Annotated in this window: 17 protein-coding genes; 5 read left to right on the plus strand and 12 right to left on the minus strand. The window is 66.4% G+C overall.

Annotation, left to right across the window (positions count from 1 at the left end; all coding sequences use genetic code 11):
* Window positions 1-211 precede the first annotated feature (211 nt).
* Window positions 212-3076, plus strand: coding sequence for a bifunctional diguanylate cyclase/phosphodiesterase (locus NRG74_RS06090; RefSeq protein ID WP_017640529.1), 2865 nt, complete (start codon window positions 212-214; stop codon window positions 3074-3076).
* Here NRG74_RS06090 and rbsD read toward each other — a convergent pair.
* The 6 genes from rbsD to NRG74_RS06120 are packed head-to-tail and all read right to left on the minus strand — an operon-like array spanning window position 3073 to window position 8894.
* On the minus strand, window positions 3073-3477 hold the full coding sequence (rbsD, locus tag NRG74_RS06095; protein ID WP_017640530.1) for a D-ribose pyranase: 405 nt from the start codon (window positions 3475-3477) through the stop codon (window positions 3073-3075). The genes NRG74_RS06090 and rbsD overlap by 4 nt on opposite strands.
* Window positions 3474-4382, minus strand: coding sequence for a ribokinase (gene rbsK / locus NRG74_RS06100; RefSeq protein WP_257706017.1), 909 nt, complete (start codon window positions 4380-4382; stop codon window positions 3474-3476). Before rbsK ends, rbsD begins: the two co-directional genes overlap by 4 nt.
* Window positions 4372-5391: a LacI family DNA-binding transcriptional regulator gene (locus NRG74_RS06105; RefSeq protein ID WP_017640532.1), complete on the minus strand. Its 1020-nt coding sequence runs from the start codon at window positions 5389-5391 to the stop codon at window positions 4372-4374. The genes rbsK and NRG74_RS06105 overlap by 11 nt, the downstream gene beginning before the upstream one ends.
* Window positions 5391-6368 carry an ABC transporter permease gene (locus NRG74_RS06110; RefSeq protein ID WP_017640533.1) on the minus strand — a complete coding sequence of 326 codons (978 nt, stop codon included), beginning with the start codon at window positions 6366-6368 and terminating at the stop codon, window positions 5391-5393. The genes NRG74_RS06105 and NRG74_RS06110 overlap by 1 nt, the downstream gene beginning before the upstream one ends.
* The gene (locus NRG74_RS06115; RefSeq protein ID WP_257706018.1) at window positions 6365-7921 is read right to left on the minus strand and encodes a sugar ABC transporter ATP-binding protein; all 1557 of its coding nucleotides are present in this window, start codon (window positions 7919-7921) and stop codon (window positions 6365-6367) included. Before NRG74_RS06115 ends, NRG74_RS06110 begins: the two co-directional genes overlap by 4 nt.
* A 16-nt stretch (window positions 7922-7937) precedes the next feature.
* The gene (locus NRG74_RS06120) at window positions 7938-8894 is read right to left on the minus strand and encodes a sugar ABC transporter substrate-binding protein (RefSeq protein ID WP_257706019.1); all 957 of its coding nucleotides are present in this window, start codon (window positions 8892-8894) and stop codon (window positions 7938-7940) included.
* A 208-nt stretch (window positions 8895-9102) separates the two neighbouring features.
* Here NRG74_RS06120 and NRG74_RS06125 point away from each other — a divergent pair, with 208 nt between their 5' ends.
* Window positions 9103-9651: an adenine phosphoribosyltransferase gene (locus tag NRG74_RS06125; RefSeq protein ID WP_017640536.1), complete on the plus strand. Its 549-nt coding sequence runs from the start codon at window positions 9103-9105 to the stop codon at window positions 9649-9651.
* 653 nt (window positions 9652-10304) lie between these two features.
* On the opposite strand, the gene NRG74_RS06130 is transcribed toward NRG74_RS06125, so the two are convergent.
* From NRG74_RS06130 to pnuC, 5 genes are all read right to left on the minus strand, one after another.
* On the minus strand, window positions 10305-10610 hold the full coding sequence (locus NRG74_RS06130) for a putative quinol monooxygenase (protein ID WP_257706020.1): 306 nt from the start codon (window positions 10608-10610) through the stop codon (window positions 10305-10307).
* 64 nt (window positions 10611-10674) lie between these two features.
* Window positions 10675-11223 carry a GTP cyclohydrolase I FolE gene (gene folE, locus NRG74_RS06135; protein ID WP_017640538.1) on the minus strand — a complete coding sequence of 183 codons (549 nt, stop codon included), beginning with the start codon at window positions 11221-11223 and terminating at the stop codon, window positions 10675-10677.
* A 63-nt stretch (window positions 11224-11286) separates the two neighbouring features.
* Window positions 11287-11841: a Smr/MutS family protein gene (locus tag NRG74_RS06140; RefSeq protein ID WP_017640539.1), complete on the minus strand. Its 555-nt coding sequence runs from the start codon at window positions 11839-11841 to the stop codon at window positions 11287-11289.
* 37 nt (window positions 11842-11878) lie between these two features.
* Entirely contained in the window at window positions 11879-12406 is a 528-nt protein-coding gene (locus NRG74_RS06145) for an AAA family ATPase (RefSeq protein WP_257706021.1), read from the minus strand.
* Window positions 12403-12966 carry a nicotinamide riboside transporter PnuC gene (gene pnuC, locus NRG74_RS06150; RefSeq protein WP_026083781.1) on the minus strand — a complete coding sequence of 188 codons (564 nt, stop codon included), beginning with the start codon at window positions 12964-12966 and terminating at the stop codon, window positions 12403-12405. The genes NRG74_RS06145 and pnuC overlap by 4 nt, the downstream gene beginning before the upstream one ends.
* 266 nt (window positions 12967-13232) lie before the next feature.
* On the opposite strand from pnuC, the gene NRG74_RS06155 reads away from it, so the two are divergent.
* The 3 genes from NRG74_RS06155 to NRG74_RS06165 all read left to right on the plus strand — a co-directional run bounded on the left by NRG74_RS06155 (window position 13233) and on the right by NRG74_RS06165 (window position 16438).
* Window positions 13233-14069 carry an undecaprenyl-diphosphate phosphatase gene (locus NRG74_RS06155; RefSeq protein ID WP_257706022.1) on the plus strand — a complete coding sequence of 279 codons (837 nt, stop codon included), beginning with the start codon at window positions 13233-13235 and terminating at the stop codon, window positions 14067-14069.
* Complete coding sequence (locus NRG74_RS06160; RefSeq protein WP_160922502.1) at window positions 14066-14566, plus strand: DUF1294 domain-containing protein; 501 nt, start codon at window positions 14066-14068, stop codon at window positions 14564-14566. Before NRG74_RS06155 ends, NRG74_RS06160 begins: the two co-directional genes overlap by 4 nt.
* A 75-nt stretch (window positions 14567-14641) precedes the next feature.
* Window positions 14642-16438, plus strand: coding sequence for a gamma-glutamyltransferase family protein (locus tag NRG74_RS06165; protein WP_257706023.1), 1797 nt, complete (start codon window positions 14642-14644; stop codon window positions 16436-16438).
* 120 nt (window positions 16439-16558) lie between these two features.
* Here NRG74_RS06165 and mqo read toward each other — a convergent pair whose 3' ends face one another.
* Complete coding sequence (gene mqo / locus NRG74_RS06170; RefSeq protein ID WP_257706024.1) at window positions 16559-18055, minus strand: malate dehydrogenase (quinone); 1497 nt, start codon at window positions 18053-18055, stop codon at window positions 16559-16561.
* Window positions 18056-18504 lie beyond the last annotated feature (449 nt).

Below are 18504 nucleotides of genomic sequence, written 5' to 3' on the forward strand. Positions count from 1 at the left end.
GATTTTGTTCTACAAGCCCAGCGGCAAAGGGTCGTCTGGCAGGGCTGGTTGTTGGACAACGACCCTCCGGCTGTACAACTCTTGTCCCAGTCAATCTTGGGTTTAGTAATATCTTTGCCGTTCGCGCCCCTAGGAAAACCGTTCACCCCGTACTTGCCGGAGAGGCAGACATCTGTGTCAGGATCCGGTGGATGCAAGGGAAGGAGTCAGCATGAAGGGGCCCAAGGAACAGCAGTCTGGCGCACGCTCGACCAAGCCGCTGGAGGAACGCTGGCCAGATCCGAATGCCCAGGGCCTGGAAGCGGAGCAGATCATCGCGCAACTCTGCGCGGCGGCGGCCGATGCGGACTGGGCCTGGTACCAGCGTCGCGGCAACTGGTCGTGCATGGCCACCGGTAGTGGCGCCAGTGCCTGGCCGGCGTTGCTCGACGATGAGGAGCTGGCGCAGCTCTGCGCCCAGGCCTCGCTCAGCTGTCATCCCACCGGCAATGGACCGACGCCCCTGGGCTGGCTGCTGGCCCGTCCGGACGACCGTACCGATTTCGCCGCCTTGGCCCTGAGATTCGGCTTCGTGCTGCAGCGCTTGCAGTTGCAAAGGGCCCAGGCCATCCAGCAGGTGCTCTACGACATCACCTATCTGGCCAGCTCGACGGTGGATCGGCAGCTGTTCATGCAGCGCACACATGAACTGCTGGTGACCCTGATCGACGCGGAAAACCTCTGTCTGGCGCTGCTCGATCCGGACGCTGACCAGATCCACTATCCCTATTATTTCGACCAGCGCGACGAGAGTCCGCCTGAACCGGGCTCCTTCGAGCCACTGGATCGGGCGCAGCCAAGCTTGACCGCCTATGTGCTCCTGCATGGCGAGCCCTTGCTGCTGCCCAAAGAGGCCATGGAGGCGGCCCAGACCAATGGCCCCTACTATTGCCAGGGCTCGGTTCCGGAATTCTGGATGGGCATTCCGCTCAAGGATGGCGCCGATCGGACCTTTGGCGTGCTCAGCCTGCAGGTCTACGACCGCGAACGCCGCTACGGTCCTGAGGATCAGGCGCTGTTCCAGGTGATCGCCCGCGACGTGGCCATGGCGCTGGATCGCATCCTGCGGCGCGAAGACATGGAGGCCACCGTGGGGCAGCGCACCCAGGAGCTGTCCGAAGTCAACGCCCGGCTGCGCGAACAGATCGCCGAGCGCGAGCGCGCCGAGCAACTGCAGGCGGCGCTGTTCCGCATCGCCGAGCTGTCCAGCGCCAGCACCGACATGACCGAGTTGCTGGGCGGCCTGCACCGGGTCGTGGGTGAGCTGCTCTATGCGCACAATTTCTACATCGCCCTCTACGACGACCTGTCCGGCGAGGTGAGTTTTCCCTATTTCGCCGATGAGCGCCGTACCACGGCGCCCGTCACCCGGCGCGGCACCCGGGGTTACACCGAATACACCATCCGCCAGCGGCGACCCTGCATCATCGATCGGCACAAGGCGCATCGACTGATCGAAGAGGGGGAGATCACCCCGGTCGAGGGTACCCCCGAAGCCTGCTCCTGGCTGGGCATCCCGCTCTATGACGGCAAGCAGGTCCGCGGGGTGCTGGCGGTGCAGAGCTATCGCGAAGACGTCTACTACAGCCAGCGCGACCAGGAGCTGCTCACCTTCGTTTCACGCCATATCGATACCGCCCTGTCCCGGCGCAGCGCGGCGGAAGCCATCCAGCAGTCACGCCAGGCGCTGGAGGTCCGGGTCCAGGAACGGACCCGGGCGCTGGACGATGCCAATGCCAGACTGCTGTACGAGAACAACCACGATGCCCTGACCCGGCTGCCCAACCGCAGCTTCTTCCAGCAACGCCTGGCCGACCTCTGGGCGGCGTTGGAGCGCGATGGCACCGGCCTGGCGGTGATGTTTCTCGATCTGGACAGGTTCAAGCGCATCAACGACCAGTTCGGCCACCCCTTCGGCGACCTGCTGCTGGTCGCCGCCGGGCAGCGGCTGTCCAGTTGCCTGCGGGAAACCGATCTGCTGGCGCGGCTGGGCGGTGACGAATTCGCCATCCTGGTGCCCGGTGGTGGGCTGGAATCGCCGGTGGCCATCGCCCAGCGGATCATCGAGGCCTTCGACCGGCCACTGGTGATCGACGACCACAGCCTGTTCGCCTCCTGCAGCATCGGCATCGTGGTGGCCGATGCGAGTCTGCATCGCCAGCCGGACGATCTGCTGCGCGATGCCGACACCGCCATGTACCGGGTCAAGCAGGGCGGGCGCGACAACTTCGCGGTGTTCAACCAGGAGTTGCGCCAGGTGGTGTCCGACCAGGTGGTGCGCGAGGGCGCGCTGCGCAAGGCGCTGAAGAACGGCGACGAACTGGAACCCTTCTTCCAGCCGATCATCGAGGTCACGACTGGCCGCGTGGCGGCGCTGGAGGCGTTGATCCGCTGGCGGCAGCCGGACGGCAGCGTGCTGGCGCCCGGCGCCTTTCTACCCGAACTGGAAGGCCTGCGGCTGATCGGTCGGCTGGATACCTACATGCTGACGCGGATCGCCGCCATCCTGGCCGAGCCGGCCCATGCCCACTGGCCGGTGGTCCACGTCAACTGCTCCAGCTACAGCATCGTGCGGCCGGAATTCGCCGACGAGGTACTGAACATCCTGGCCACGCACGGCGTGGCGCCGTCGCGGATCTGCCTGGAGTTGACCGAAGGGGCGCTGGTCGCTGAACCCGAGCGCGCCAAGGCCGCCATGGAGGCGCTGGATCTACAGGGCGTATCGGTGGTGCTGGATGATTTTGGCGCGGGCTTTTCGTCGCTCGGCTATGTCCATGAGTATCGCTTTCGCGGCCTCAAGATCGACAAGTCCTTTGTGCTGCGCCTCGCCGACAGCGCACGCAGTGTCGCCATCGTCCGCGCCATCGTGCGCATGGCCGAGTCCCTGGGCCTGGACGTGGTCGCCGAGGGCGTCGAGGACGCCCAGGCGCTGCAACTGCTCAAGAACATGGGCGCGCGCCATGCCCAGGGCTATCTGTTCGCCCGTCCGCTGGATCTGCTGGCGACCCGCCGGCTGCTGGCCGGGGCGGCTGGCTAGAAGGTGACGCCGGCGACCAGGATCAGGTTGGTGTAGGGCTGGCACTCGCCGGTGCGAACCTGCACCCGAGCCTGGCGGCACAGGGTCTTCAACTCGTCGTGGGACACGAGGCGACGACTGCCAAGAGCGCCGTCGGCGTTCAGGCGTTCCAGTTCGGCCAGCGCCGGCGGCTGGACCTTCAGGGTTTCCTCGGCGAGCAGATGGCTTTCCACCTGCATCTCGCTGAGCAGCGCCTGCAGCACACTGAGGAAATCCGGTACGCCCGGAGTGACGGCCAGATCGACCAGCGGCGTACCCGGCGGCACCGGCATGCCGGCGTCCCCGATGACCACCAGATCGCCATGGCCGAGACTGGCCACGGCCTGGGACAGGGCGATGTTGAGCAGAGCGGTTTTCTTCACCGGGCGAGCTCCTGGCGGGTGGGAATGGACGGTTGGGCGCCTGGGCGGGTGACGGCGATGGCGGCGGCCTGCTGGCCGAGGGCGATGGCCGCCTCCACGCTCAACCCCTCCGCAAGGCCAGCGGCGAAGCCGCCGAGGAAGGTATCGCCAGCGGCGGTGGTGTCCACCGCCTTGACCGCAGTGGCCGGATGGTGACGACAGCTGTCTGCGGTGACCTGCAGCAGACCCTGGCTGCCCAGGGTCAGCAGCACCTGGCGGGCACCGGCGGCGACCAGCTGACGGGCGGCGGCCTCGGCCTGCTCCAGAGTCTCCACCGGCAGCCCGGTCAGCAGGCTGGCTTCGCTTTCGTTGGGCACCAAGTAGTCGATATGGGCGTACCACTCGGTCGGCAGCGGGCCGGTGGCGGGCGCGGGGTTGAGGATCACCGTCTTGCCCAGGGCATGGGCGCGGGCGAGGGCATCGCCTACGGTAGCCAGGGGGACTTCCAGCTGGGCGATCACCAGCTTGGCCTGGTCCAGCAGGGGCTCCTGGGCCTGCAGCTGCGCGGCGGACAATTCGCCGTTGCCACCGGCGACGATGACGATGGCGTTCTGGCCCTGGTCATCCACCAGGATGGAGGCGATGCCGGTGGGCACCTCGGGCGCCACCGAGACGCCCCGGCAGTCGATGCCTTCCTGCAGCAGGCTGCGGGTGAGGAAGTCGCCGTAGGGATCGGCGCCGACGCAGCCGATCATGGCGACCCGGGCGCCCAGGCGTGCCGCGGCGACGGCCTGATTGGCGCCCTTGCCGCCGGGTGCGGTGGTGAAGGTATGGCCGGCGAGGGTCTCGCCGCCCTTGGGCAGGCGCGGAGCGCGCACCACCAGGTCCATGTTGAGGCTGCCGATGACGACGACGTCAGGGTGCATGGGAGGTCTCCAGAGCAGGGGGCGCCGCGGTGGATTCGCGCAGCACCAGCCGGGGTACGGCGATGTCGTGGGTGGAAGGGCTGCCGACCGTCTCGCGGCGCGCCAGCAGCAGCTGGGCGGCGCGCTCGCCGAGATCGCGGATCGACTGGCCGATGGTGGTGAGGGCCGGGTAGAGATAGCGGCTGAGCTCGATGTCGTCGAACCCTACCACCGAGAGCTGGGCGGGGACGCTCAGACCCTGCTCGGCGGCGGCGCGCAGCACGCCCAGGGCGATGGTGTCGTTGCCGGCGAAGATCGCGGTCGGGCGCTCTGGCTGGGCCAGCCACGCGCGGGCGGCGGCATGACCGGCCGCGGCGGTGAAGGGGCAGCGCTGGATGGCGCCAGGCGCGACGCCGGCTTGCGCCAGGGCCTCCTGGTAGCCGGTGATCCGCTCGCTGGCGACCGGGGAATCGGCCGGGCCGCCGATGCAGGCGATCCGGCGATGGCCGAGTTCCAGCAGGTGGCGGGTGGCAAGCAGACCGCCCTGGTGGTGATCGATGCGGATATGCGCGGCCTGGACGCCCTCCAGCGGCCGGTCGGCCAGCACCAGCGGGATGCGTAGGCTGGCCAGGGCCCGGGCGAAGCGCGGATCGCCGTCCACGGTGGCGACCACCAGGCCATCGATCCGCCGCTCCTTGAGCACCCGCAGATAGCGCAGCTGCTTGTCGGCATCGTCATCGGAGTTGCAGAGGATGACGCTGTAGCCCTGGCGCTCGCAGTGATCTTCGATGCCGCGGGCCAGTTCGGCGAAGTAGGGGTTGACCGCATTGGGCACCAGCACGCCAAAGGTGCCGGTGGCACGGCTGCGCAGGGAGCGGGCCACGCCACTGGGTACGTAGCCCAGTTCGGCGATGGCCGCCTCGACCTTTTCCCGCACGCCCGGACTGACCGGGCGGCTGTTGTTCACCACATGGGAGACCGTGGTGTAGGAGATGCCGGCGCGGGCGGCGACATCCTTGATGGTCGCCATCAGCCTTTGCTCTTGGCGCGCTGGCTGCGGTAGGTGTCGAGGATCACCGCAACCACGATGACTGCGCCGGTGATGATGCGCTTGGTCGGCTCGCTGGCGCCGATCTGGGCCAGCCCCGCGGCCAGCACCGAGATGATCAGCACGCCAAAGAAGGTGCTGATGACCGAGCCGCGCCCACCCATGAGGCTGGTCCCACCGATCACCACGGCGGCGATCACCTGCAGTTCCAGGCCGACGCCGGCGTTGGGGTCGGCGGCTTCCAGACGGGAGATCTGGAACAGCGCGGCGAGGCCCGCCAGCAGGCCCATGAGGGCGAAGACGATGACCTTGTAGGGCTTGGGATTGATCCCGGCCAGGCGCACCGCTTCCTCGTTGGTGCCAATGGCGATCAGGTAGCGCCCGAGCACCGAGCGGGTCAGCAGCAGCTGCGCGACCACGATCACCAGCAGGGCGATGACGAAGGAGGGCGAGATGCCGAAGGCGAAGGGCGTCGACAGCCAAGCGTAGGCATCGCCGATATAGGCGGTGCGCGAATCGGTCAGCTGGTAGGCGGCGCCGCGGGCCATCTCCAGCACGCCCAGGGAGACGATGAAGGAGGGGATGCGCCAGGCCACGGTGACACTGCCGGTGAGGGTGCCGGTCAGGGCCGCGGCCAGCATGCCCAGGGCGGCGGCTGGCAGGATGCCCCAACCCCATTCCAGGGTGGCGACGCTGACCACGGCGGCGGCCAGGGCGACCACCGAACCCACCGAGAGGTCGATGCCGCCGATGATCAGGATGAAGGTCATCCCGGTCGCCAGCACCATCAGATCGGGGATCTGGTTGGCCAGGGTGGTGAAGGTGGCGTAGGAGAGAAAGTGGCTGCTCAGCAGGGAAAACAGCACGATCATCGCCAGCAGGGCGGCGGCCAGGCCGACGTAGGTGCCCAGGCCGAGGCCGAAGGCACGTCGGGCGGAGGTGACGGGAAGACTGCTCATCGAATGGCTTCCTGAGAAAGGGTTTGCGGCGGGACGGGTTCTTCCAGCAGAGCTTCGCGGGAGCGATAGCCGGCGAAGGCGGCGGCCAGCAGCCGCTCCTGGTCCCAGTCATGACGGTCGAAGGTCGCTTCCAGGCGGCCGGCGGAGATCACACCGATGCGATCGCAGATCAGCATCAGCTCGCGCAGGTCGCTGGAGACCACCACCAAGGCCTTGCCCTGGCGCGTGAGTTCGGCCAGCAGGCCATAGATCTCGAACTTGGCGCCGACGTCGATGCCGCGCGTGGGTTCGTCGAACAGCAGCACCTGGCAATCGCGTTCGAGCCAGCGCCCGATGACTACCTTTTGCTGGTTGCCACCGGAGAGTTCGCCCACCGGCTGGCTGCCACCGTTGCAGCGGATGCGCATGCCCTTGATATGGCGCTCTGCCAGGGCCGTCTCGCGGGCGCCGCTGACCAGGCCCTGCTGGGCGACCTTGGCCATGTTGCCCAGGGCGATGTTGGCGCTGATCGGCTGGCTGAGCAGCAGGCCTTCGCCCTTGCGATCCTCGGTGATGAGGGCGATGCCCTGACGTACCACCTTGGCCGGCGAACCCAGGTCGACCGGCTTGCCGGCCAGGCGCACCGCGCCGGAATCGGCACGGTCGGCACCGAAGATCAGCCGCAGCAACTCGGTGCGACCGGCACCGATGAGCCCGGAGATGCCATAGATCTCGCCGGCGCGGACGCTGAAGGAGACGTCCTGGACCTTGTCGGCGCGAGTCAGGCCCTGGACTTCCAGCAAGGGTGGTCCAAAGCGGCGCTCGCCCATGTCCAGGTGCTCGCCGAGATCGCGACCTACCATGAGGCTGACGATCTGGTCGATGTCGTAGTGCGCCATGGGCGCATCGGCCACCAGGCGGCCATCGCGCAAGACCACCAGTTGCTGGGCGATGCGCTTGAGTTCTTCCAGGCGATGGGAGATGTAGACCAGCGCCACGCCGCGGGCACGCAGGCGCTCGATCTGCTCGAACAGCAGGTCCACCTCGCGGGAGGTGAGCATGGCGGTGGGCTCGTCGAGGATCAGCACTCGGCAGTCGCCGATCAGGTTGCGGGCGATCTCCACCATCTGCTGATGGCCCACGCCCAGTTCGGCGATGGGTGTATCCGGATCGATGGACTCCAGGCCGACCTGGGCCATGGCCAGCCGCGCCTGTTCGCGCAACTTGCGCCGGTCGATCCAGCCCAGGCGGCGGGGCAGGCGGTCGAGAAAGAGATTTTCCGCCACGGTGAGGGTAGGCAGCAGGTTGAGCTCCTGCATGACCATCCGCACCCCCTGGGCCTCCGCTTCGCGGCGGCTGCCCGGGGCATAGGGTCGGCCGAGAAAGCTCAGTTCGCCGGTGGTGGGTTGCACCAGGCCACAGAGGATCTTGGACAGGGTGCTCTTGCCGGCGCCGTTTTCCCCGGTGAGCGCCAGCACCTGGCCGGCGCGCAACTCCAGGTCCACGCCGCCGAGTACCGGCTGTGCATAGGTCTTGCCGATGTCACGGGCGCTGAGGATGACCTCGGACGACATGGGAGCTCTCCTCGGATCAGGGCTGGGTGACGAGTTCGACCGGCGTCTCGATCACCCCGTCCTTGGCACCGGTGGGCTCGCCCTTGACCAGCTTGAGCGCGGCTTCGATCCCGAACACGGCCTGCTTGGCGGCGTACTGGTCGGCGGTGGCGAGGATGCGACCGTCCTTGAGCATCGGCTTGATGGCCTTGATGTTGTCGTAGCCGACCACCTGCACCTGGCCTTTCTTGCCGGCGGCGCGCACGGCGGAGACGGCGCCCAGCGCCATGCTGTCGTTGCCGGCCAGCAGGGCCTTGAGGTCGGGGTATTCGTTGAGCATGGCCGCGGCGACGGCATTGCCCTTGTCGATTTCCCAGTTGCCGGATTGCACGCCGACAATCTTCATGCCGGCCGCTTCCATCGCGTCCTTGAAGCCCGCGGTGCGCTGCTGGGCGTTGGTGGTGGTGGAGACGCCCTCGATGATGCCGACCTGGTCACCCTGCTTGAGCTGCTTGGCGAGATACTCACCCACCAGGCGGGCGCCCTTGCGGTTGTCGGGGCCGACGAAGGGGATGTCCAGGGACTTGGACTTGAGCACGTCCGGGTCCAGGCGATTGTCGATGTTGACCACCTTGATGCCGGCGTCGCTGACCTTCTTCAGCACCGGAACCAGTGCCTTGGAGTCGGCCGGGGCGATGACCAGGGCGTCGACCTTGGACACGATCATCTGCTCGACGATGCGGATCTGGCTGGAGGTATCGGTCTCGTCCTTGATCCCGTTGGAGATCAGGTCGAAATCGGCGGAATGCTCTTTCTGGTAGGTCTTGGCGCCGTCTTCCATGGTCAGGAAGAATTCGTTGGCCAGGGACTTCATGACCAGCGCGACCTTGGGCTTTTCGGCGGCCGTGGCATGACTGGCGGTGAGCGGCAGAATCAGCGAAGCGGAGGCGAGAGCGATAGCCGCCAGCAGGCGGGCAGGGCGAAAGGCCAGCATAGGAGGATCTCCGAATTCTTATGGTTCTTGTGGTCACGCAAACGTTTGCGCGTAGCGAAGGATGTCCGCCCCGTCGGTAGCTGTCAATCCAGGTCACTACATGAATCGATTCAGCTCCTAAGGACGGCTGGTTGGCCCCGGCCGTGCGGGCCCCGGTATACTGGGCAATCGTATTCAACCAGGCGCCCGGCGCCCGAGAGTCTCTGCCATGTCCTTTTCCGAATCCGCCCTGAAATCCCTCATCCGCGCCGTGCCCGATTTTCCCAAGCCGGGGGTGATCTTTCGGGACATCACGCCGCTGTTCCAGTCGCCCGAAGGCCTGCGCGCCGTCATGGCGGAATTGCTGGAGCGCTATCGCTCGGCGTCCTTCACCCACGTCGGGGCGCTGGATGCGCGCGGATTCCTCATCGGTCCGATCCTGGCTTATGAACTGGGCAAGCCACTGGTGCTGTTCCGCAAGCAGGGCAAACTGCCGGCTGAGCTGCTGACCGAGGTCTACAGCACCGAATACGGCGACTCGGTGATCGAGGTACACAAGGACAGTGTCGGCGCCGGTGATTCGGTGCTGCTGGTCGATGACCTCATCGCCACCGGCGGTACCCTGGTCGCCGCCGGCAACCTGATCCGCCGCCTGGGCGCCGAGGTCCACGAAGCCGCCGCCATCGTCGACCTGCCCGAACTGGGCGGCTCCAAGCGCCTGGAAGCGGCCGGCATCCCCACCTTCGCCCTGACGAGCTTCGCGCTGTCCGAGTATTGAGTTTGCGATTGATCGCGGCCATGGGCCGCTCCTACGGGTAGCGCACGACGGTAGGAGCGCCCCATGGCCGCGATAACGGCGTCGTACCTCAACGTCCTGCTGGCACCTTCCATGGTGTCCGTACGCGAAGGGCAACACCTTGCGATGCCGGAGCGGCCGCCTCGGCGGACCGCCATGGCCGTAACGGGTTGCTCGAATCGTAGGTTGGGTTGAGCACAGCGAAGCCCAACAGCTCTTGCCTCGGCGCCAGTCTTGTTGGGCTTCAACGATGGAGCCGTCTCAGCCCAACCTACGATCCTGCTACGGACACCGTAGGTTGGGTTGAGCGCAGCGAAGCCCAACAGGGTTTGACTCAGCTGGCCCTGTTGGGCTTCGACGATGAAGCCGTCTCAGCCCAACCTACGATCCTGCTACGGACACCGTAGGTAGGGTTGAGCGCAGCGAAGCCCAACAGGGTTTGATTCAGCTGGCCCTGTTGGGCTTCGACGATGGAGCCGTCTCAGCCCAACCTACGGTCCTGCCACGGGCACCGTAGGTTGGGTTGAGCGCAGCGAAGCCCAACGGATGTTGCCCCGGCACCGGCGCTGTTGGGCTTCGACGATAGGGCCGTCTCAGCCCAACCTACGATTTATCGCAATCCTGGCAGCCTCTGATCAAAGCTCAGCCGTCGGCTTTCTCGGCTCCAGCGGATACAGATCCACTTCGTCCGCCAACTTGGGCAGCTCGTCCAGAAAGGCGAGGGTGTGCGGCTGGTTGAAGTGTCCGTCCTGGGCGGCGATCGAGGTCCAGCGGGCCTGGACCACCCAGAGATCGCCGTCCTCGCTGCCCTGGAATACCCGATAGTCCAGGCAGCCTTCGTCCTTGACCGCCACCGCGGCCAGATCCAGCAGGTGGGCACCCAGCGCCTGGGAGCGTTCGGGTTGGGCTCGGAACAGGGTAAGGCTGTGGACGTCCGTCATAATGGACAAGTCTCCTGAAGGGTTGAGGTTTCGACCCTTCAGGATAGCGGACGTCGTACCGGTCTCAGCGATTGATCAGGCCAAGGAATTCCGCACGGGTAGCGTCGTTGGCGCGGAATTGGCCGAGCATCACCGAGGTGACCATGGAGGAATTCTGCTTTTCCACGCCACGCATCATCATGCACATGTGCTGCGCCTCGATGACCACCGCGACCCCGGCGGCGCCGGTGACCTGCTCGATGGCCTCGGCGATCTGCCGGGTCATGTTTTCCTGGATCTGCAGGCGGCGGGCGAACATGTCGACCACCCGCGCCACCTTGGACAGGCCCAGCACCTTGCCCTTGGGCATGTAGGCAACATGGGCCTTGCCGATGAAGGGCAGCATGTGGTGCTCGCACAGGGAATACAGCTCGATGTTCTTGACCAGCACCATCTCGCTGTTGTCCGAGGTGAAGAGCGCGTCGCCCACCACTTCTTCCAGCGTCTGGCTGTAGCCGCGGCAGAGGTACTGCATGGCCTTGGCCGCGCGCTTGGGTGTGTCCACCAGCCCCTCACGGCTGATGTCTTCGCCGAGTCCGGTCAGGATCGAGGAGTAGTGCTGTTCGAGAGACATTTGGGTTCCTGTTTGTCGATAAGGAAGTGGGCGCTCGGATGAGACGTCACCCGAGTCACAGGATCACTCGTCGCGACCTTCGAGCATGGTGCGCTTGAGCAAGACATAAAGCGAGCCGGTCCCACCGTGGCGGGGCAGGCAGGAGGTGAAGCCCAGCACTTGCGGGTGCTGGCGCAGCCAGGTGTTGACGTGACTCTTGATCAGCGGTCGGCGCCCATCCAGGCGCGCGGCCTTGCCATGGGTGATGCGCACGCAGCGGATTTCCAGGCGAGTGGCCTCGGCGAGAAAGTCCCAGAGGGTTTCCCGGGCCCTTTCCACGGTCATGCCGTGCAGGTCCAGGCTGCCCTCGAAGGGAATCTGGCCGCCCTTGAGGCGACGTAACTGGGTGTCCTGGACGCCATCGCGGCCCCAGTAGAGTTCGTCCTCGGCGCCCACGTCGATGACGAAGGCATCGCTCAGGCCGTCGACCCGGGTAGCGGTCGTGGTCTTGGTCGCATCCGCGCGGCGCTGGGCGATCTGGCCCAGGTCGGCGCGCGACTTGCCGGTGTCGGCGCGATCCTGCTTGAGCGGACGGATTCCGCGGGTGAAGTCGGCGAAAGAGGCATCGTCGTCGTGCATGGCGTTCTCCGGTACAGGACGTCATTCTACCGGCGGGTCAGGCGTCGTGCAGCAATCGGCTCACCGCGGCCAGCGCGGCCCTTTGCCGCTCGGGCCAGTCGCCGGCGATTTCCAGCACCGGCTGGCCATGGGCCTGCAGCCAGTCCCGGCACTGCGCGAAGAACGCCAATCGCTCGGCGAGCTCCGGTTGGCAGCGCTGACCGTCGTCCTGCCAGGCGACGTCGCGAGGATCGAGCAGCAGGTGCAGGTCATAGCGACGGGCCAGCAGAGCCGGCTCCAGCCAGTCGGGCGCGGCGCCGAACAGCAATCGACTCCACAGCAGGTTGCTCAGCAGGTGGGTATCGAGCAGCAGGAGCGCCGGTGCGCTCGCGCGTGCCTGGTCCTCGCGGTGCAATTGCTCGCGGGCGATGACATCCACGTCCGCCAGGCAGGTATCGGTGCCGTGCCGCTCGCAGTATTCGCGGACGTACTCATCCACCCGGACCCCGCCGAAGCGCTCGGCGAGAACCGTCGCCAGCCAGGATTTGCCACTCGATTCGGGGCCGGTCAGCACCACCACTTTCATCGTGCGGTCGCCAGGGCTCGGCGCCAGTCGAGCCAGCCGTAGGCGGCCAGACCGACAAAGACCGCATAGAGGATGGCGGTGGGGTAGAGGCCCTTGTAATAGAAGAGGCCCACATAGATGACGTCCAGCACGAACCACAGTACCCAGCACTGCAGGCGCTTCTGCGCCATCCAGAACTGGGCGACCAGGCTGAAACCGGTGAGCGCGGCATCCAGCCAGGGCAGGGCGGCATCGGTGTGGGTGCCCATGAGGTAGCCCAGGACCAGGCTACCCAGGGCGCCAACGGCCAGACCGGCCAGCAGCGGTCGGGTGGTGAGCGAGCTGACCACCCGACCCTGGTGTTGCTGGCCGCCCCGCAGCCATTGCCACCAACCATAGAGCTGCAGCACCGCATAGATGCACTGCAGCAACATGTCGGAATAGAGCTTCACCTCCAGGAAAATCCAGGCGTAGAGCACCACCATCACCAGGCCGATGGGCCAGGCCCAGATGTTCTGGCGCACCGTCAGCCAGACGGCGATCACCCCGAGAACGGCGGCCAGCAGCTCCACGGGCGACATGCCCAGCAGGGTGGTGAGCGACTCCAGAAACGACATGCTTCACATCCGGAAAGATTCGATTCGTCATTGTACGGCACCTAATGGCCGTCTATCGGTCTCTTCAACCGGTCTTGCTCTGGTAAGGTGCCGGGCGACCACCACAGCATGAGCTGTCCTGGGTACCGCGAAGGGCCACGCCCTGCGGAGCGTCACGGTTCGAACCCCGTTGCCGCCGGCGTCTTCGGACCCGGCTACCTGCAAATGTTTCACTTGGATGGAGTAATACCATGGACCTATGGAGTGCCTTGCAGGCGCTGATTCTGGGGATCGTCGAGGGCATCACCGAGTTCCTGCCCATTTCCAGTACCGGCCACCAGATCGTCGTCGCCGATCTGATCGGCTTCGGCGGGGAAAGGGCCATCGCCTTCAATATCATCATCCAGCTGGCGGCCATCCTGGCCGTGGTCTGGGAATACCGCTTCAAGGTCTTCGAGATCGTCACCGATCTGCCGCGCAAGTCCTATGCGCAGCGGTTCACCGGCAACCTGATCGTCGCCTTTCTGCCCGCTGCGGTGCTGGGCGTGATCCTTGGTGACCTGATCCACGAATACCTGTTCAATCCCATCACCGTGGCCTTCGCCCTGGTGATCGGCGGCGTGATCATGATCTGGGCGGAAAAGCGTACCCATCGCATCCGCGTGGAAGAGGTGGACGACATGCGCTGGCATGACGCCCTCAAGGTGGGCTGCGCCCAGTGCCTGGCGATGATTCCGGGCACCTCGCGCTCCGGTTCCACCATCATCGGCGGCCTGCTGTTCGGTCTGTCGCGCAAGGCGGCCACCGAGTTCTCCTTCTTCCTGGCCATGCCAACCATGGTCGGCGCGACCGTCTACTCGGTGTACAAGTACCGTCATCTGTTCACTGCCAGCGATGTGCTGGTGTTCGGGGTCGGCTTCATCACCTCCTTCATCTTCGCCATGCTGGCGGTCAAGGCCTTGCTGAAGTTCATCGGCAACCACAGCTACGAGGTGTTCGGCTGGTACCGTATCGTCTTCGGACTGTTGATCCTGGCCACCTGGCAATTCGGCTGGATCGACTGGAGCGCGGCCAAGGCGGCCGGGTGAAGCCCGAGAAGGAACAGCAGAGCCGGCGCCAGCCGGCTCGTGCGTCTGGGCAGAAAGCGCCCCCCAAGACCAGCAAGCGGGCGGAGGCGCTGACGCCCTATGAGCAACGCGCGGCCATCGCCCGGCAGGACATGCTTGCGCTGCTGCAGATCGCCGTCTTCATCCTGCCGCTGGTGGGCATGCTGTCCCTGGCCTTCGGCCGTGGGGTGCTCTGGCCACTGCCGCTCTACCTGCTGGCCAGCGTGGCCACCTACCTGCTCTACAAGCACGACAAGCAGCGCGCCCGCGACAAGGGCTGGCGCGTGCCGGAGCGGGTCCTGCACCTGGGCGAGCTGCTCGGTGGCTGGCCGGGTGCCTTGATCGCCCAGCAGCGCTTCCGCCACAAGACGGTCAAGCTGAGCTTTCGGCTGGTGTTCTTCACCATCGTCGCCCTGCATCAGCTGCTGTGGCTGGATGTGCTCTGCGGCGGTGTGCTGCACCGTCACCTGCCGTTCTGAGGTCAGGCAGGCGGCATGGCTGCAGGTGATGGGCTAGGCTAGGCGGGCGAATGCCGCCCGTTGCCCAGGAGCCCCATGTTGCGAACCCCTCTGTCGATCCTCACGCCCCTGTTCCTGTCCCTGACCCTGGCGGCCTGTAGCCACAGCCGCGAGACCTCCTTGCCCGTCGCCCCCGAGGCCGGCTCCGGCTATCGGCCCGGGCTGACGGCCAGCGAAGCCACCCGGCAGATGGCGGCGGCGGCCAATCCGCTGGCAGCCGAGGCCGGGCGGGAGATCCTGCGGCAGGGTGGCTCGGCCATCGATGCCGCCATCGCCATGCAAGCGGTCCTGACCCTGGTCGAGCCGCAATCCTCGGGAATCGGCGGCGGTGCCTTCCTGCTCTACTGGGACGGTCGCAAGGTTCAGGCCTACGACGGTCGCGAAACCGCCCCGGCAGGTGCTACGGAACAGCTCTTCCTGCGTGCGGATGGCAGCCCCATGGCCTTCGAGGAGGCCCGCATCGGCGGGCGCTCGGTCGGGGTGCCCGGGGTGTTGCGCGCCCTGGAGCTGGCGCATCGCGACCACGGCAAGCTGGCCTGGCGGGTGTTGTTCGAGCCGGCCATCCGCCTGGCCCGCGAGGGTTTCCCATTGTCGCCGCGGCTGCATAACCAGCTTGTGCACGATCCTTTCCTCAAGCAGTCGCCCGGTATGGCCGCGCTGTATCTGGATGGGCAGGGTCAGGTGAAGCCGGTGGGCACCCGGCTGCGCAACCTTGAGTTGGCCGACACCCTGGCGCTGATCGCCCGGGAAGGTGCCGGGGCGCTCTATGGCGGCGACCTGGCCAAGGCCATCGCCTCGGCCGTACAGCGGAGCCCCAATCCCGGCAGCCTGAACCTCCAGGATCTCGCCGGCTATCGTGCCAGGACGCGCACGCCACTGTGCACCGACTACCAGCGCTGGCGTGTCTGCGGCATGCCGCCGCCCGCCGGCGGCATCACCGTGGCTCAGACCCTGGGCATCCTCCAGGCCCTGCAGGCGCGGGATCCGGCCTGGGCGCTGGCGCCCCTGCGACCGGTACCGACCACCTTGCCGGCGGCCCAGGAGCCGCGTCCCGAAGCCGTGCATCTGATTGCCGAAGCCGAGCGCCTGGCCTATGCCGATCGCGCCCAGTACGTGGCGGATCCGGAGCTGGTGCCGGTCAACGTCAAGGGGCTGCTCGATCCCGGCTATCTGGCCAGTCGTGCGCAGCAGGTCGGTGAGCGCAGCCTCGGCAAGGCCGCCCCCGGGGTGCCGCCCGGACCGACCCTGGCCTGGGCGCCGGACCGCTCGCCGCTGCGCCTCTCCACCTCCCAGGTGGTAGCCGCGGATGCCTGGGGCGGCGCCCTGTCCATGACCACCACGGTGGAGAGCTACTTCGGCTCCCATCTGATGGTGAAGGGCTTCATGCTCAACAATCAGCTGACGGACTTTTCCTTCGTACCGCGGGAGAAGGGCCTGCCGGTGGCCAACCGGGTGGAGCCGGGCAAGCGTCCGCGCTCGACCATGTCGCCGACCCTGGTGTTCGATCGCCACAGTGGTGAGCTGCTGGCCGCCCTGGGCTCGCCGGGTGGCTCGCAGATCGCCGGCTATGTGGTCAAGACCCTGGTGGGCTTGCTGGATTGGCAACTGGATCCCCAGGCGGCCGCGGGGCTGCCGAATTTCGGCAGCCGCAACGGTCCCACCGAGCTGGAACGCGGCCAGACCACCCCGGCCTTGCGCCAGGCGCTGGAGCAGCGTGGGCATCAGGTGCGCGAAGACGAGATGACCAGTGGCATCCAGGTCATTCGCCGGATGGGATCAGGCTGGCAGGGGGGCGCGGACCCAAGACGGGAGGGCGCGGCGTTGGGGGATTAAGTAGGCGTCGGAGGGCGACAGCCCTCACCCCAACCCTCTCCCAGAGGGAGAGGGGGCGGTTTTGCTGGGGTGGGGACGTCAGGAGCAGGGATGGCCCGCCAGTGGGCCATCCAGGTAGTGTCACGCCGGCTGGTCGAGTTGCAGTACGCGGGTGGTGCGCTCCCGTACTTCCCGCAGCAGCTCCGGCTCTTCGGCCAGCTTGTGACCGAAGGAGGGGAACATCTTGCGCAGCTTGGCCTGCCACTCTTCGCTCTGGTAGCGGCTCGGGAAGCAGCGCTCGACCAGGGTCAGCATGATGGACACCGAGGTGGAAGCACCTGGAGAGGCGCCCAGCAGGGCGGCGATGGTGCCGTCACCGGAAGCGACGATCTCGGTGCCGAACTGCAGGATGCCGCCTTTCTGCGGGTCCTTCTTGATGATCTGCACCCGTTGGCCAGCCACTTCCAGGCGCCAGTCCTGCTTGCGCACGGCCGGGTAGAAGGCGCGCAATTCCTCGACGCGCTGGTCGAAGGACTGCAGCACCTGGCCGACCAGGTAGCGGGTCAGCGGCATGTTGTCCCGCGCCACGGCGAGCATGGGGCCGATGTTGCCGGACTTGATCGACTTGGGCAGGTCGAGGAAGGAACCGCGCTTGAGGAACTTGGTGGTGAAGCCGGCGAAGGGGCCGAACAGCAGCGACTTCTTGCCATCCACCACGCGGGTGTCCAGGTGCGGCACCGACATCGGCGGCGAGTTGACGCCGGCCAGGCCGTAGACCTTGGCCTGGTGCCGTTCGACGATGTGTGGGTCGTCGCAGCGCAGCCACTGGCCGCTCACCGGGAAGCCGCCGTAGCCGGCGCCCTCGGGGATGCCGGACTTCTGCAGCAGCGGCAGGGCCGCGCCACCGGCACCGAGGAAGACGAACTTGGCGATCAGCGTGCGCGTAGCACCGGAGCGGCTGTCCTCGATGGTCAGGCGCCAGCGTTGATCCGCTTCGCGGGTCAGATTCACCACCTTCTGGTTGTAGCGCACCTGGGTGCCGGGACGGGTCTGCAGGTGACCCAGCAGGCTCATAGTCAGGGCGCCGAAGTTGACGTCGGTGCCACCTGCCACATGGGTCGCCGCCACGGCTTCGGTAGCTGGGCGGCCTTCCATCACCAGGGGCATCCACTCGCGCAGCTTGGCGTGGTCCTCGGAATACTCCATGCCGTCGAAGCAGGCGTGGTCCTTGAGGGCCTCATAGCGCTTGCGCAGGAAGGCGATGTCCTTGGCGCCATGCACGAAGGACATGTGCGGCACGGGGCTGATGAAGGCGCGCGGCGAACCGAAGTGGCCTTCCTCGACCAGGTAGGACCAGAACTGCCTGGAGGCCTCGAACATGCCGTTGATGCTGAGGGCCTTGGTGACGTCGATGCTGCCGTCCGCCTTTTCCGGCGTGTAGTTCAACTCGCAGAGGGCCGCATGGCCGGTTCCGGCGTTGTTCCAGGGGTTGGAACTCTCCGCCGCGCCTACGTCGAGCAGTTCGAGTACCTCGACGGTACTCGTGGGCTCCAGCTCCTTGAGCATGACCGCCAGGGTCGCACTCATGATTCCCGCGCCGACGAAAACGAAATCCGACTCTTCGTTACCACTGTGCATTCATCGTACTCCTGAGACAGTGTCTCGCTTTACACCTGAGGGAGAGCGGGCGTCGGAGCCCGACCTCGAGTTGGGCAACCCCGGACTGACCACGGACGGACAGGCAGGGGCAAGCAACCGGTAGGGCATGGCAGTCAGTTGCGACAGCGGCCGTCCGGCAATGTTCTGATTTATTAGGTTGGGGCCGACCGTTCTGGCGGATCGGCAGAGGCCGATGCCAGGCGGGGAGATCAGTATGCGAAAGGGAACCCGTCGAGCGTGCCGGAAGGGGGCGCTACGTGTTACGAGACGTGGCAGGAGACCCCTGGTCTCCCGGCGCAAACGATAGGTGATGATCGCGGCGATCCTGGTCGAGTACCCGTTTCGGTGCGAAATGATACCTAGGGTAACTGCTTAGGGCACCATCTATTTTGTTCGTGTAGTGGGTTGCGCGACCCACTACACGAACC

It is taken from the genome of Pseudomonas oryzihabitans (assembly GCF_024652905.1).
Classification (GTDB): Bacteria; Pseudomonadota; Gammaproteobacteria; order Pseudomonadales; family Pseudomonadaceae; genus Chryseomonas; species Chryseomonas benzopyrenica.